This is a genomic window from Lysinibacillus sp. EB271-A1-10B, from assembly GCF_058791335.1.
This window is the reverse complement of record NZ_JBYTDL010000017.1, coordinates 16,337-31,798: the sequence shown is the minus strand read 5'-3', so window position 1 is coordinate 31,798 and position 15,462 is coordinate 16,337. Positions and strand designations below refer to the sequence as shown.

Here is a 15,462-nt window from a genome sequence, read left to right as displayed (position 1 = left end):
GTGCGAAAGCGAAGCGACAGCAACAACAACAACACACGACTGAGTGACCAACTTCATGTTGCTGCCGCTACGTTGCACTACGCTTTCGCACAGAAAACATTTGTTGGCCCAAAGCCTCCGGCGGACGTCGCGGTAATCGGAAAGGAGTGCTTAAAAAGGATGTTAGCCTAAAATCATCGCATCCATGCGATAACGGCTAGCTGACCTGCATCGGTAAAAACGCCACGTCCTGTGGCATTTCCGAAATGACCGACATCGTGTCGGCCCTCGTGCAGGCCTAAGCACAAAGCCGATTCCCGGACGCAATTATGCCGAGGCATAATTGATTTGAAGTGCATAAAGAAGGGAAGTAACGTAGATATGAAAATCGCAGTAATCGGCGCAATGGAAGAGGAAGTAGAGCTTTTACGAGCGTCTATAGAGAATGCAAAAAGCACAACAATTGCAGGAAGTGAATATACAACAGGAACTTACAAAGGCAACGAGGTAGTTTTATTAAAAAGTGGTATTGGTAAAGTGAATGCCGCAATGTCAACTACTATTCTATTACATGAATTCAAACCTGATGTAGTCATTAATACGGGCTCTGCAGGAGGCTATGATGAAAAGCTTGAAGTAGGCGCAATCGTTATTTCAGATGAAGTCCGTCATCATGATGTAGATGTAACGATTTTCGGTTATGAAATGGGCCAAATGGCTGGTATGCCAGCAGCTTATAAATCAGATGAAAAACTTATGAAAGTGGCTGAAGAGGCAGTAGAGGCTGTTGGAGAGCACCAATATGGTATTGGTTTAATTTGCTCAGGTGATGCTTTTATGAATGATCCTGTTCGTGTAGAAGCAGTCCGTCGTCACTTCCCGCAAATGAAGGCAGTAGAGATGGAAGCAGCAGCTGTTGCACAAGTATGTTACCAATTTGGTACTCCGTTTGTTGTTATTCGTGCTTTATCAGATATTGCTGGAAAAGAATCGAATATTAGCTTCGATGAGTTTTTACCAGTAGCTGCAAAGCATTCAACACAAATCGTACTAAAAGCTATCGAATCGTTATAAAGTCTATTATCAGCAGAGTTTTCTTTATCCCCCTGAGTATTAGGTTTCACCAATCTGCGGGATAAACTACACAAAAAAGTCAAAATGAGTGCCTTTTAGTGTGAGGAAAATCACAGTTTAAAAGTCGCACGAATGCTAAACTGTTGTTAATTAAATCTCTTCATATTCAGATGGGAGGCATGCATAATGCTATTTTTAACAGCAGGTGTAGTCATTATAACAATGTTAATCGGTACACTTATTTCAGCAGAACTTTCAGAATCTGTTGAAATTCATTAAGAGAAAAAGCTCTCTTGCGACATTTTAATGACGCAAGAGGGCTTTCTTTATCTTAGCAATTGTTTTCGTAGCGAAAGCGAAGCGTCAGCTACAAATGTCTCCTTTTGTACCGATAAAAATACAAGATTCATTGCGGAATAATGTCATGTATTTATTGAATTATTATTAGTATCAATTTACAATATATTACTCAATAATTTTTTGATCTCGTTTATATAATTGATAGAGTTTAATAAGTGCTCGCTTTTCAATGCGAGATACATAGCTACGAGAAATATTTAAACGTGCAGCGATTTCCTTTTGTGTGAGTGCATCCTGCTGGTTAAGACCATAACGAAGTGTAACGATTTCGAGCTCACGTTCGTCGAGCATATGCAAATAGTGATATAGTTGTGCAACATGCTCTTTATGTTCAATTTTTTCAGTTGCACTTTCTTCATCGCATTGTAAGAGATCTCGGATTTGTAGGGCATTACCATCTTTATCTGTACCGATTGGCTCAAATAAGGAAACATCTTTTTGCACTTTTTTCTGTGTACGCAGATGCATTAAAATTTCATTTTCGATACAGCGGGCGGCATAAGTGGCCAGACGGGTTTTTTTGTCAGGCGTATAACTTTCTACAGCTTTCATCAGACCAATCGTACCGATGGAAATATAATCATCAAGTTGCTCATGCTTTGGGTGAAATTTTTTCACAACGTGTGCGACAAGTCTCATATTACGTTCAATTAGATCAAGACGCGCTTGCTCATCACCGCCTAAAAATCGTTCAATACAAGCAGCTTCCTCTTCTTTTGAAAAGGGTTTATGGAAAGTTTGCCCCTTTAAATAGCCAAGTAATGCTGGGATCTCAAGCCATAACTGCAACATAGATGTAAAAATTCCGCTCATTGAATGATTTCATCCTTTCCCCATTTTTCGACAGTATATGTTTTAAAGCTGTGTTAAATGAAAAAAAGTGCAACAGCAAATGCGCTGTTACACTTTTTTTAACGTGATTGTACTAATCATTAGTAATGCTAGTATTGGGAATAGGAAAAGATAAAATACTGGGTGGAACGTATTAGATGCGAAATACGTTAAAGTTAAGACTGTACCTGCCGCAGTAATCGGTAACCCTGTAAAATAGCCGTTTGCTTCTGAAATGTTGAAGCGGGCTAATCTCATCGCACCACAGACAATATACAATACTGTCATTGTCATACCGACAAAACCAAAGTCGCCTAAGACAACTTTATACATTAATAATGCAGGTGCCACACCAAATGATATAATATCACTCATAGAATCTAATTGTTTACCTAAATCAGACACTTGTCCAAGTGCTCTAGCCACCTTCCCATCATAGCGATCAAGAAGGGCTGCGATAAAGATAAACAAGACACTGTAGCTATAGTATTCATGTAGTGTAGTCATTATGGCCGCGCCGCCGAAAGACATATTACTGATTGTGATAAAATTTGCTGCTTGCGATTTCATTTTCTTAACCGTGGTATCCACCAACTTGTGATAAAAAAACAAGGGGGATCACTCCTTTGCACTTAAGATATTGTACCATTATACTTCGAATGCGAAAAAATTGACAGTCTAAATTAATCGATAGGGGTTTTGTTTTATGAAAGAAAAAATATATCAACGCTTGATTGAGTTAACAAACGGTAAGCAATCTTCCCAGCTTTTGCAATCTATTGCAAAAGCAAAGTGGAGTAAACGTATTATCCCTAGTTACATGAAAGTATACGATATTAAACTTGAAGAGGTTGCGAAACACCAACAACAATTTTCAAGTTTACATGATTTTTTTACAAGAGAGCTTTTAGAAGATGCACGTCCAATTGAACAAAATCCCAGTACTTATGTGAGTCCAGTGGATGCCAAAGTAGAATCGTTTGGGCGTATCGAATGGGATATGACATTCCTTGTAAAGGGTAAACCTTATTCATTACAAGATTTACTTGGCAATACAGAACGTGCTTCACAATATGCAGATGGGCATTTTATCGTGTTTTACTTGAGTCCGGCAGATTATCACAGAATTCATAGCCCGATTGATGGAAAGGTGCTACGACAGTATACACTTGGTCAAAAATCCTATCCTGTTAATCAGCTCGGTCTTTCATACGGTAAAAAGCCAATATCGCACAATTATCGTTCTGTAACGGAGCTGAAAGTGGCAAATAAACAACAGATAGCGTTTATTAAAGTTGGCGCTACCTTTGTAAACTCTATTGTGCTCACTAATACAACAACACAATGGCATAAGGGTCAAGAAGTCGGATATTTTTCATTTGGCTCAACAGTAGTTATGCTGTTTGAAAAGGATGCAATAGAATTTACGGAAAATGTTGTACAAGGAAGCCCAATTCAAATGGGTGAAGCCTTCGCAAATATGCTATAATGGTCGAATAATACGTTTAGATTAGGGGTCGCTATTTTGTATAATTTTTTATTACCAAATGAATTTGTCACGAGTATTTATGAAATTACACCGGAAAAGCTTCAAAACTTAGGTATTAAAGGGATTATTACGGATTTAGATAATACGCTTGTGGAATGGGACCGTGCAGATGCAACGGAAGAGCTTATTGTTTGGCTTCGCATTATGAAAGAATCTGGCATTCGTGTTATTATTGCGTCGAATAACAAAGAAGCACGTGTTAAGCAGTTTGCTGAGCCATTAGGTATTCCTTATATTCATAAGGCGAGAAAGCCACTTCGTAATGCCTTTTATAGCGCCATTATTCAATTGGGGCTACGACCACAGGAAGTAGTAATGGTAGGAGACCAACTACTAACAGATGTAATGGGCGCAAATCGTCTAGGCTTGCATACGGTACTAGTAAAGCCGGTTGCACAATCAGATGGGCTCGTAACAAAATTCAATCGATTTATTGAACGCCGTGTGTTCAATACTTTAAAACGAAAAGGAATCAGTACTTGGGAGGAAAAAGAATGAACGAAATGCCAAATTGTATTGGCTGTGGTACAACAATTCAAACAGAAGATAAAACAGCAGTTGGGTATGCACCCCCATCATCATTAGAAAAAGACGTGGTCATTTGCCAACGTTGCTTCCGTTTGAAAAATTATAATGAAATTCAACCAGTGTCATTAACAGATGACGACTTTTTACGTATTTTAAACGGTCTTGGAACTCAGCAAGGCTTAATCGTAAAAATTGTTGATATTTTCGACTTCAATGGGAGCTGGCTACCAGGACTGCACCGCTTCGTTGGAAAAAATCCTGTGTTATTAATCGCGAATAAGGCCGATCTATTACCGAAATCTGTGAAACCGAAAAAAGTGATTAATTGGCTAAAACGTGAAGCAAAGGCTCTAGGTCTACAACCTGTTGATGTACTTTTAGTAAGTGCTCATAAAGGAAAAGGGATGGCTGAAGCGATGGAAGCCATTGATGAGTACCGAAATGGACAAAATGTTTACGTTGTAGGCTGTACAAATGTTGGGAAATCCACGTTCATTAATCGCATTATCAAGCAGGCTACGGGTGAAGGTGAAGTAATTACAACTTCTCATTTCCCAGGTACAACTTTAGATATGATTGAAATTCCACTAGATGATGGAAGCTCATTATATGATACACCAGGAATTATTAATCATCATCAGATGGCGCACCATATTGACGCTAGCGAATTAAAATATATTATGCCTAAAAAAGAAATAAAGCCAAAAGTGTATCAACAAAATGCAGGACAAACATTATTTATTGGTGCCCTTGCTCGTTTTGACTTTATTCAAGGAGATCGTTCCGCATTTACGGTACATGTAGCAAATGACTTACCAATCCACCGTACAAAGCTTGAGAAGGCAGATACATTGTATGCAGAACATAAGGGGGAGTTGCTTGCACCTCCAACTGCTGAATTTATTGAACAACTACCGCCATTAGTGCGTCATGAGTTCTCAATCAAAGAAGCGAAAACAGATGTTGTATTCTCAGGTCTTGGGTGGATTACTGTTCAGCATGCTGATGTAGTTGTAGCAGCTTATGCACCAAAGGGTGTACAAGTTTCTATTCGCCCATCACTAATTTAAGTTGTACAAGTAGAGAAGAGGGACTAGGAAATGAAGAAATGGTTTGCGGTTATTGGTGATCCGATCGAGCATTCAAAATCCCCTGCGATGCATAATGCTTGGTACGAGGAACTGTCGATAGATGCGACATATATTCCAGTACGTGTATCTTCTGAAAATTTGGAGTCAGCGGTTGCTGGTCTAAAAACATTAGGTGCAAGTGGTTGGAACGTTACAATTCCACATAAAACAGCGATCATTCCTTATTTAGATGAGCTAGATGAGTTGGCAGAAAAAATGGGAGCTGTCAATACGGTTGTCCGTACAAAAGAAGGAAAATTAAAGGGATACAATACAGACGGTGTTGGTTTTGTGCGCTCGCTTGAAGAGGCGGTTAGCAAGTCACATAAAGACAAGCCAGTTCTTCTGATTGGTGCGGGAGGTGCTGCTCGTGGCATTGCTTTTGCAATGCAGCAGCAAGGTTATACGAATTTAACCATTGCCAATCGCACAGTGGCAAACGCAAAGGCAATTGTCGATGAAATGGGTATAGGTAATGCTATTTCTTTAGCAGATGCGGAAGAATCATTAGCTGATTTCGGCATTTTAGTGCAAATGACATCGGCAGGCCTTGCTACGGGCAATTTTTCAATGCCATTTTCATTAGAACAACTTGCAGAAGGCGCAATTGTGGCCGATATTGTGTATAATCCATTAATGACGCCTTTTTTAAAAGCGGCTGATGAAAAAGGAGCAACCGTCGTTACGGGTCTTGGAATGTTTGTTCATCAAGGGGCTATTGCTTTTGAGCATTGGCTTGGTGAATACCCGAATACAAATTCAATGATTGCCCAACTAAAGGTGCAATTAGGAGGATATTAATTTTTATGTTAACAGGTAAACAAAAACGTTTTTTACGTGCAGAAGCACATCATTTAACACCAATTTTCCAAGTAGGAAAAGGCGGCGTTAGTGACGAAATGACAAAGCAAATTCGTGAAGCATTAGAAGTTAGAGAGTTGATTAAGGTACGTATTTTAGATAACTGTGAAGAAGACAAGCATGAAGTGGCAGAAGCACTTGCTAAAGGTGCTCATGCAGAGCTTGTACAATTAATTGGACTAACAGTTGTTTTATATAAAGAGTCACGTAATCATAAAAAGATTGCATTACCAAAAGCAGCGAAATAAGGTGAAACGATGAAAAAGGTCGGTTTACTGGGAGGTACATTTAATCCACCGCATATTGGACATTTAATGATGGCTAATGAAGTACTTCATGCTTTAGATCTTGATGAAGTTCGCTTTATGCCCAATGCATTACCACCACATAAGTTTGCACGTCATGATGCTAGTGATGTGGAGCGCCTTGAAATGGTAAGGCGTGCAATAAATCCATATCCGTATTTTTCTGTGGAGTCGTATGAGGTGGATAAGGGTGGCGTATCCTATTCATATAAGACACTTTCTGCGATGTGTACAAGAGAGCCTAATGTGAAATTTTACTTTATCATTGGCGGCGACATGATTGATTCGCTTCATTCATGGTACTGTATTGATGAATTAGTGAAGCTTGTGCAATTTGTAGGAGTAAAGCGTCCAGGAACAGAGGCCACAACAGAGTATCCTATACTAATGGTGGAAGCTCCCCAAATCGATTTATCGTCCACACTGCTTCGTGAACGCCTTGCTACTGGAGGAACGGTTACTTTTTTACTGCCAGAAGCGGTAGAGACGTTCATACGAGAGGAAGGTCTTTATGGAACGCGAACAGTACCTAGCGGCGATTAAGCCACGCATGCCTGAGAAGCGCTATATTCATACCATTGGTGTAATGGAAACTGCCATTGAGCTAGCGAAATTTTATGGTGAGGATGAAAAAAAGGCTGAAATAGCAGCCATCCTTCACGATATTGCGAAATATGCAGATATTGAATGGATGGAGCAAATCGTCCTTGATGAAAAATTAGATGCTCGCCTTATTGGTTGGGGTAGTGAATTACTACATGGTCCAGTAGGTGCTTATATTGCAGAAAGCGAATTTGGCATTGTTGATGAGGATATGTTAAATGCTATTCGTTTTCATACAACAGGACGCGTGGGCATGAGCCGTTTAGAAAAAATTATTTTTGTTGCAGATATGATCGAACCGAATCGTAAATTTGATGGTGTCGATCGTCTGCGAAAAAAAGCAAAGAAAAATTTGGATAAAGTGATGAGCGCTTGTGTACGCCATACATTGGCATTTTTAATTGACACAAAACAACCAATTTATCCATTATCAATAGAATGTTACAACGATATGATGAAAAGAGAGGACAGTGAAGGATGACTTCAACTTTATTACAATCAGCTTACAAAGCAATTGACGACAAACACGGTGAGGATATTGTCGTTTTGAATATGGAGGGCATTTCACTTTTAGCAGATTACTTTATTATTGCTCATGGTAATTCTGATCGCCAAGTGCAAGCAATCGCACGTGAATTACAAGAGGTAGCAGTAAAAGAGGGCTATGAAATTCGTCGTGTAGAAGGCTTCGATGCAGCACGCTGGGTTCTTGTGGATCTTGGAGATGTTGTAGCGCATGTATTCCACAAAGATGAACGTGCTTATTATAATTTAGAACGTCTATGGGGCGATGCACCGCAATTAGACATACCAGAGGCTTAAGTGTGAGTAGCTACGAACGATTTGCACACGTGTATGACGAGTTGCAAACGGATATCCCTTATGAACGTTATGTAGGATGGGTTTTGCAGCATGCACCGAGCACTCAATATCAGAATCTTTTAGATATCGGCTGCGGTACAGGCGTGCTTAGCTTGTTGTTCGCACAGGCAGGCTACAAGGTGAGTGGGGTTGATTTATCGGAAAGTATGCTCTCCATTGCTGCAGAGCGCTTTGCTGATGCAGGATTACATGTGCCTCTCTATTGTATGTCGATGGATGAATTAGATGGCTTTGGTGCGCTTGACGTTGTAACGATTGCTATTGATTCGCTGAATTATGTAATGGACGAAAAAGCTGTTTATTCAACATTAGAACGTATTCATGGTGCTTTACGAGATGAAGGCCAACTGTTTTTTGATGTACATTCGTTATTTAAAATGAATGATATATTTTTAGACGGTCCGTTTACGTATGACGATGGTGACATTAGCTATGTATGGCATACGGAGCCTGGAGATTTTGAACATTCCATTGTCCACCAAATGACGTTTTATGTGCGTGATGCTGCGAGTGATTTGTATGAACGCTTCGACGAGGAGCATAATCAGCGCACGTTCTCAATCGATCAGTATATGGCATGGCTTCAGGAAATTGGCTTTAAGCATGTAGAAGTAACAGCTGATTTTACTGATGAAGGTCCTGAATATGAAAGTGAACGCATTTTTATCCGTGCGGTGAAATAGAAGAACAGCTTGCTGGTAAACTGACCAGCGAGCTGTTTTTTGCTTTGTGAACAAGTTCTTTACTAGAAAACAGAATTGTAATATCGATTTTGAAGTGGCGAATAATATTCTCTTGGGGATTCTATCCCTGATACATTTTCAGAATCAGTTCGATATATTCAATTAAGAGAAACGAAATTAAAGCCAGCTGAAAAATTCATGTCGGACACAATCAAGCTAGTTTTTGATCAAGTATTAGAACTATTGGATGAAAAAAATCAGAAAACAAATGAGTTAAGTACTGTTAAGTTGGCATTTGAAAAATTGTTTTTAGAAACGACAGATTGCGGATATATAGATTATGATATAGCCGAGTTAGTCTCTACTGAGCAAGCAGCAGAATATTTAGGGGTTTCAAAGCCAACTATTTATAAGTATCTAAATAATGGTCTAGAATATAAAATAATTAACAACGTTAAAAAAATTCCTAGAGTTGCACTTAAATTATGGTCCGATCCAGTTACATCGTTTGAAATGCAATGGATACACCAAGAGAAAAAAAGTAGAGCCCAAACACTGGAAGAAAAGTTGGAGGTTATCCAAGGTAGAATAACTGAATATGAAATTGAATATGGCGGAGAGTTTGAACATCTGTATGGAAATAAAAGTGATAGCCTAATTGATGGATTAGATGAGGCTGTAGACGTTTTTGATTGGAACGGGTATATAGTGCAGAAAAATGCTTTATTAAAGCAAATACAGGCTAAGAAAGGTACAAATGCCTAAATTAACTGATTATGCGCCATATTAACTCGCTTTAATCCAATCTTACGTCAACCTACAGATTTATTAGTTGAAGATGATCCTATTAATCCAGACAATACAGTAATTAAAATTACATTCTACTTTCTTAGCGGTTTTTATAGCGAAACCCAACTTAGGGTTCGTGAGTGGTTTGATAAAAGTGACAATAAAATACAATACCGCTATTCATGGGAAAGAAATAGAAAGAAACCTGGTCATATCAGTGCCTGGGAAAATGAGCACCATTTTGTTCCGCCCACATGCTAACAGAAGTGCTCAAAAGTACCAGGGGATAGGGCACAATTGCAGGATAATTGGACAATAAGAGATTTAGAGAGCGTGTTAACCGTTGTGGAAGAGTTTATTCGTGAAAATAAACCGTACGATAGTAAGATGTTGTAATCAGAATTCTGAAAATAAAGAAAATGTTAAGAAGTGGTTTGTGTCTATGCATACAACCGCTTCTTTTAATAATGCTATAACCGAAGGGCTACCAATAAGTTCTTTAATGAAAATCCTGATTACAACAATTGAGTTTGTCACGAAAGTGAACAGAAAACTGCAAAAGAATAAGAGATAATTCATTTTCGATTCAGAATACATTGCATGCTAAATAAACGAAATAATTGTAAGAGTATTTTTTCTAACTACTCAATTAAAGGAGCTGAAATTATGTGGCACTTAACAATGCAAGATAAAAAAGCATATGAAAATGCGATGAGACTATTTATTTACGAATCAGATGAGGAATGGACAGATTACCTTGCCTATGCAAAGGAAAATGATATTGATCCATATAAGGAAAAGAAGCAAGAGTTAGATGTAATACGCGATAGTTTAATGAACTATTTACCACTGCGATTTCATACATATATTTTAGATAGTACGTTGAATACACCAGATGTTCCTAAAACATATACGAGAAGATTTTTTAGGATGGAGAAATGAACAGGAGCAGCTATTTGAAAATATTCTCGATGCGGCATATGAGGAAAAGCAGAAAACGTTAGCTTATATGAAACCGAAGGAGAGAGAGGTCTTTGAACAAAGCCTTCATGATGCAACAGTAGTTAGTATTCAACGTAATGATACTCAAGTTGAATTAACATTTGATATGGCAGGGGGCTTTACTGCAAAATCAATCATCTCTCTAACGTTTAACAATATTATAAGTGAGGTAGGTCAATTAGAACAAGAGCAGTTTTATATTTATGATGAGCTCAGAAAAACAGCGAATGGAATGGCACTACGTGTTATTTTTGATTGTCCAGAAGTGGAATGGACGATTGAAGCAGAGGAGTTAGACGCTGAATTTTATTATCGCCCAAAAACATATAGTGATTTTGCTGAAAACGGTAATTTTTCTACATACGTTCAAACATTGCAGCTAGGGCATGGCTTAATCTTTATTACACCTCAATTTAAAAAAAGAGTAATCGGGATTCAGCAACACGCACCGTTTTTAATTTTAGAAAATAGCAATCTATATGAAAATGACCAAGGCGTTTTTGTAGATACAATACGTGTGGCAGACAAATTAGATGATTGTATTCATTTTTTACATACAGATACATATGAAGATCCGTATGCACATTTTAGTGAGCCAGTACCTATCCAGGACTTGGAGGAGGCGGCCCTAGGTATAGATTTAGAGTTAAAGGTGCGCGCATGGAATACGATGTATGCCAATCCAGTACAGCTCGCGGAGAAGATTAATCATATATTAATGCAGATGAATCCCGCACAAGAGGATGATATGATGCAAAATGTATTTATTCGCCATTTTTACAATGAGGGAATCTTAACGGCTGAGCTCCAAGTGAAATTTAATGACATCTTAACAGAATAACGCGTGTAGAAAGTAAAAGTGCCACACTGTCCAATATGCAGTGTGGCACTTTTTACATTATGACTATAAAAATAAAAGTGACGGATAGAACGTCAGAAAAAGAGTTCTTCACCAAAGTGTGTGAGAAAGCAACACATTGTGCTCACCTATGCATGGCGATCTTTACTAAAGTCTAGGGTCGACAGGATCACTTTCGAGTGCTAGTGTCCCGAGTACACATTCATGAATGCGGGCAGTCGATTCACATTTAACAAAACGTTCTATTCCTTCTAGTCCGAGTGCGAATTCACGCAATGCATACTTCATTTTTTTACTTGGATTACGTTCCTTCAGTTTCGTTAAATGTGAAGGCTCTAAATAGTCCATACCATAAATAATTCGTAAATACTCACGACCACGTACTTTAATCGCGGGCTGAATGAGCTTGCCATTATATTTTGTGACAAAAATTTCAGGTTTAATAACAATACCTTCATGACCAGCAGCAGTCATTTCCTCCCACCAAGTAATAATCTCTTGTTCAGAAGCTTCATCCGTAATGACTTTAAACGCTGTCTCAATAAATAGTGTTGAATTTTTGGCAAATAGTCGATTCATTTCCATATGCCATATATGCGGTTTATGGAAAAACGTTTCCGAACTATGTGCTAATACATGGAAGGGTGCAATTTGAATAGATGAAGCATCCTGGACATCCCAACAATAATTTTGGTAAACAGTTGAAAATCGTTGTGCATTTTCAAGTAACCCCTTATACTCCTGAAGCCATTGTGAAACATCGATTTGTACTGTGTCACGTAGTTTCTCCATAAGCTTTGTACGGTCCATTAATGCTTGCTCAGCTACATGTGCATACTGTTGATCGATTAATTGTTGCGCTTTTAAGTTCCAAGGTAAAATTTCTGCATCGAGTAGTACGAAATTTGTATTAAACTGTTCGAAATAATTTTTCTCTATTAATTCTGTATGAAGTTGTTGCAAAATTTTTTGTTCCGTCTCTTTATCGAAAAACCGTCTTCCTGCTCTAGTTGTAATGATACCAAGTGTTTCTGTATCAACGTATTCCTTTGCAATAAGCGCATCTTTAAACAATAAAAGAACAGCGCGACTGCCCATATGTTTCTTCTCGGCAATCATTGTCTGGACACCGTGCTTTTTATAATAAGCAAATGCCTCAGAAGGGTGTTCCAACGTATCTGCTAACGAAGATGTTTGTGGTGTTGGGCTCATCGTTGGTGGAATATAAACTAGCTGTTCTAACGGCAGTGCATAATGAGAAATACTGTCGATCGCTGCTTTTGCATGAGCACCGCCTATTTGTACATTGTTAAAGTAGGCAGTTTCCACTGTGAATCCTTCTAAAAATGCTCCGATGTTTGGTGGTGTAAAACGTTGAGCTTTTGCCTCAAGTAGAGGATTTCGTTCGATACCGGCATAGTTTTTATACGCCTTCACAAACTCAAGAGTCTTTTCAGGATAGCGAAAAGCAGTTAGCTGCCCCCCAAAAACAACTCCTTGATCAATATTCAACGTATTATTTTGCTTTAACGGCTGAATTTTAGGATCATGCCCCCAAATAATAAGCTGTGATGTTTGATGCTCTATAAACCAATCATTACGAATAGGTTTTCCAGATTTATCTTGCCCCTGAACATCTCCGTAACGACAGAAATCAGAAATTCTTGTCGATTGTTTGCCTATATAACGGTCACGGATACCTGCGTGTGTAACTACAGCTGAAGAAATGCCATTATTCACTAACAAATAGTGAGAGGGAGCAGCGAGTAAACATTTTGCGAGACGAGCTTTTAAGGCATTTGTTTTCTCCGCTCCGAAATCTTCTTCATAAACGTTAAATTCAGCTTCAACTAGCTCATCTCCATGATGTAATGTTACTTTGCGTCCATCTAACCAACGAGCGATCTTCCAGCCATGATTACTGTCAGTCATATAGGCAAGCCCACGCTCTATATGGCGCTCAAAAAAGTCCATTGTTGCGATCGATTTTGGTCCTCGGCTCATAATATCACCAACTGAAATAAAGCGTCGACCTTGTGGATGAATATAGTAACCTTCCTCATTTTCTTCGTAGCCTAGCTTACCAAGTAATTCAATAAATTCATCAAAGCAGGCATGAATATCACCAATAATATCAAGCCCAGCCTCTACATTTAACAGTAGCGGTGACTTTTGTTTTGATAATGTTAGTCCATCCGTCTCGGTCACAATATAGGTTTTAGCAAACGACTCTTTTTTAATAAATCGTTTTTCTGCTTTTAATAAGCGTGCCTGCTGTTTAATACGTTTACTACCTCTTGGGTCTTTGCGCAAAGTATCTCGATGTAACAATGCATCAAGAGGAATGTCCAATACAATTGCACTAACCGGAACATGTAGCTTTTTCCCAAGCGAAATATATTTTTGACGTTCCTCTGATTGTAAATGTGTAGCATCAACAAAGGTACATTTATTTAATGAGCTTCTAGCCTCTAATACGCGTTTCATAACTGCAAAGGCTTGTGCTGAAATAGCGAAATATTCATCATACAATAAATCTGCTTCTTCCTTCGAATGATGTTGAAAATCGATATAATCTGTATCTGAAACAAGTGTCCGATAAACATCAGAGCTAATAATTTCAGAAGGAGAAAGCATACCTGTATTAACCCATTGTTGTAAAAGAGTAGATTTTCCACTATTGGATGGACCAATTAGCAGAACAATCCCTGCATGTGGAATCTTGATGTTCATACATTCTCCTCCTTTTTCGTATAAATGCACATTTGGGTAGGTTGTCCGTAAATATCATGTTGATCGCCGATGCCAGTAAATGAAAGCTCATATTGTTCATTGCGACTCATCGCATGACACCACTCTTGAAATTGTTTGCGTGTCCATTCAAATCGGTGATCCTCATGACGCATTTCATCTAATTTGTAAACAGCATTGTATTCAGCATTTGGTGTTGTCACAATTAATGTTTGAGGACTATATTGTGTTAAAAGCAACTCCATTATTTTAGGTAATCGTTCCTCATTAATATGTTCAATGACTTCACATAAAACAATGACGTCTTTATGTACTAATCGTGCATCGTAATAAAATAGCGAGCCCCATGTAGGTTTTGGGGTTACAAATGCATCCTCTAAGCCTTCAAAACGCTTGATTGCTTTTTTCATTGCAGCTTCACTTGGTTCAACCGCAAGCAACTCGTCAATTCCTTTGACGTAGGCAAGTAAACTTGAAAGCTTTCCTTCACCAGAACCAAAATCAACAATTGATGATCTTCGAGGTAGATTTTTAATGGTTTCAACAATTTTTTCGTAGCGCAATGTATTGAGTGACCGCGTTACATTTTGTGGTGCTGTGTTTCCATCATATAAATGGGAGAAGCGTAGAGCTTTTTTATAAATAAATTCTTTCATTGGATGTGTATCTAACCAGCCTTCTCCGTATCGTTTAAGCTTATCAACTTCCAATTCATCGATAAAGTAGTGCTTATAATCATCTAAAACAGGGATCAGTACAAAGAGATGCTGTAGAGCTTGTTGTAGCGTAATGTCCGCAGATAATGTGAGAAAACGCGCGCGATGGTCGTTAGACAAAGCTTCGATGTTGACAGTGTATCCAAGAGGCTGAAACAATTCATTTATCTTTTCATTTGTCATAGCAGAAGCGATTGGACCGAATTCAAATGAAAATGAAAATGTTTGAGCTACCCATTCAATATATTGTTCTTTTGGTTTGCCATTTAACGCAGTACCTAAAGCAGAACGGATAAGGGATAAAAAAATACTACTAGCGGCGAATTCACGGTCATTAATATAATGTGTAATATCAAGTGCATTGTCATTTTGAACAAGTGCGAGTGCATTTGGTGTAACAAATATTGTCACAACAAGGCTTGTTTCAGAAAGCTCATGATAAACAAGTCGAACTAAATGATCTTTTACACGCCGTTCATATAAATTATTCGGATTTTTTGATAGTAAGTAGGAGATAGCTTTCACATTTTCTCCCTTTGCCTGTATTGTTAGCTGCATAT

18 protein-coding genes are annotated in these 15,462 nt (G+C 38.4%); 14 read left to right on the top strand and 4 right to left on the bottom strand.

Going from position 1 to position 15,462, the window contains the following annotated elements; all coding sequences use genetic code 11:
- Positions 1-360: 360 nt before the first annotated feature.
- On the top strand, positions 361-1,053 hold the full coding sequence (gene mtnN / locus AC3WSK_RS18850; protein ID WP_079562864.1) for a 5'-methylthioadenosine/S-adenosylhomocysteine nucleosidase: 693 nt from the start codon (positions 361-363) through the stop codon (positions 1,051-1,053).
- A 465-nt stretch (positions 1,054-1,518) separates the two neighbouring features.
- On the opposite strand, the gene sigK is transcribed toward mtnN, so the two are convergent.
- Entirely contained in the window at positions 1,519-2,226 is a 708-nt protein-coding gene (sigK, locus tag AC3WSK_RS18845; RefSeq protein ID WP_049667745.1) for an RNA polymerase sporulation sigma factor SigK, read from the bottom strand.
- An 87-nt stretch (positions 2,227-2,313) separates the two neighbouring features.
- On the bottom strand, positions 2,314-2,814 hold the full coding sequence (pssA, locus tag AC3WSK_RS18840; protein WP_079562895.1) for a CDP-diacylglycerol--serine O-phosphatidyltransferase: 501 nt from the start codon (positions 2,812-2,814) through the stop codon (positions 2,314-2,316).
- Positions 2,815-2,950: 136 nt separating this feature from the next.
- On the opposite strand from pssA, the gene AC3WSK_RS18835 reads away from it, so the two are divergent.
- The 13 genes from AC3WSK_RS18835 (at position 2,951) to AC3WSK_RS18775 (ending at position 11,417) form a co-directional block, all read left to right on the top strand.
- Positions 2,951-3,733, top strand: coding sequence for a phosphatidylserine decarboxylase (locus AC3WSK_RS18835; protein WP_079562865.1), 783 nt, complete (start codon positions 2,951-2,953; stop codon positions 3,731-3,733).
- A gap of 36 nt (positions 3,734-3,769) precedes the next feature.
- On the top strand, positions 3,770-4,291 hold the full coding sequence (locus AC3WSK_RS18830; RefSeq protein ID WP_079562866.1) for a YqeG family HAD IIIA-type phosphatase: 522 nt from the start codon (positions 3,770-3,772) through the stop codon (positions 4,289-4,291).
- Entirely contained in the window at positions 4,288-5,391 is a 1,104-nt protein-coding gene (gene yqeH / locus AC3WSK_RS18825; RefSeq protein WP_079562867.1) for a ribosome biogenesis GTPase YqeH, read from the top strand. Before AC3WSK_RS18830 ends, yqeH begins: the two co-directional genes overlap by 4 nt.
- A gap of 30 nt (positions 5,392-5,421) precedes the next feature.
- Positions 5,422-6,252, top strand: coding sequence for a shikimate dehydrogenase (aroE, locus tag AC3WSK_RS18820; protein ID WP_492414367.1), 831 nt, complete (start codon positions 5,422-5,424; stop codon positions 6,250-6,252).
- 5 nt (positions 6,253-6,257) lie between these two features.
- Entirely contained in the window at positions 6,258-6,560 is a 303-nt protein-coding gene (gene yhbY, locus AC3WSK_RS18815; protein ID WP_079562869.1) for a ribosome assembly RNA-binding protein YhbY, read from the top strand.
- Between the two features lie 9 nt (positions 6,561-6,569).
- On the top strand, positions 6,570-7,160 hold the full coding sequence (locus AC3WSK_RS18810; RefSeq protein ID WP_492414368.1) for a nicotinate-nucleotide adenylyltransferase: 591 nt from the start codon (positions 6,570-6,572) through the stop codon (positions 7,158-7,160).
- Entirely contained in the window at positions 7,129-7,701 is a 573-nt protein-coding gene (gene yqeK / locus AC3WSK_RS18805; protein WP_079562871.1) for a bis(5'-nucleosyl)-tetraphosphatase (symmetrical) YqeK, read from the top strand. The genes AC3WSK_RS18810 and yqeK overlap by 32 nt, the downstream gene beginning before the upstream one ends.
- Positions 7,698-8,042 (top strand): ribosome silencing factor, encoded by a 345-nt coding sequence (gene rsfS / locus AC3WSK_RS18800; RefSeq protein WP_079562872.1) that lies wholly within the window; start codon positions 7,698-7,700, stop codon positions 8,040-8,042. The genes yqeK and rsfS overlap by 4 nt, the downstream gene beginning before the upstream one ends.
- A gap of 2 nt (positions 8,043-8,044) precedes the next feature.
- Complete coding sequence (locus tag AC3WSK_RS18795; protein WP_240518338.1) at positions 8,045-8,785, top strand: class I SAM-dependent DNA methyltransferase; 741 nt, start codon at positions 8,045-8,047, stop codon at positions 8,783-8,785.
- Between the two features lie 198 nt (positions 8,786-8,983).
- Complete coding sequence (locus AC3WSK_RS18790; RefSeq protein ID WP_492414369.1) at positions 8,984-9,550, top strand: helix-turn-helix domain-containing protein; 567 nt, start codon at positions 8,984-8,986, stop codon at positions 9,548-9,550.
- A gap of 18 nt (positions 9,551-9,568) precedes the next feature.
- Positions 9,569-9,835 carry a toxin-antitoxin system TumE family protein gene (locus AC3WSK_RS18785; RefSeq protein WP_492535086.1) on the top strand — a complete coding sequence of 89 codons (267 nt, stop codon included), beginning with the start codon at positions 9,569-9,571 and terminating at the stop codon, positions 9,833-9,835.
- A 405-nt stretch (positions 9,836-10,240) separates the two neighbouring features.
- The gene (locus tag AC3WSK_RS18780) at positions 10,241-10,516 is read left to right on the top strand and encodes a DUF4085 family protein (protein WP_427483552.1); all 276 of its coding nucleotides are present in this window, start codon (positions 10,241-10,243) and stop codon (positions 10,514-10,516) included.
- Entirely contained in the window at positions 10,470-11,417 is a 948-nt protein-coding gene (locus AC3WSK_RS18775; protein ID WP_427483553.1) for a DUF4085 family protein, read from the top strand. Before AC3WSK_RS18780 ends, AC3WSK_RS18775 begins: the two co-directional genes overlap by 47 nt.
- 165 nt (positions 11,418-11,582) lie before the next feature.
- Here the strand turns inward: AC3WSK_RS18775 and AC3WSK_RS18770 are convergent, their stop codons facing one another.
- Together AC3WSK_RS18770 and AC3WSK_RS18765 are read right to left on the bottom strand one after the other, a co-directional pair.
- Positions 11,583-14,168 (bottom strand): polynucleotide kinase-phosphatase, encoded by a 2,586-nt coding sequence (locus tag AC3WSK_RS18770; RefSeq protein WP_492414370.1) that lies wholly within the window; start codon positions 14,166-14,168, stop codon positions 11,583-11,585.
- On the bottom strand, positions 14,165-15,460 hold the full coding sequence (locus AC3WSK_RS18765) for a methyltransferase domain-containing protein (RefSeq protein ID WP_427483555.1): 1,296 nt from the start codon (positions 15,458-15,460) through the stop codon (positions 14,165-14,167). The genes AC3WSK_RS18770 and AC3WSK_RS18765 overlap by 4 nt, the downstream gene beginning before the upstream one ends.
- Between the last annotated feature and the right edge of the window lie 2 nt (positions 15,461-15,462).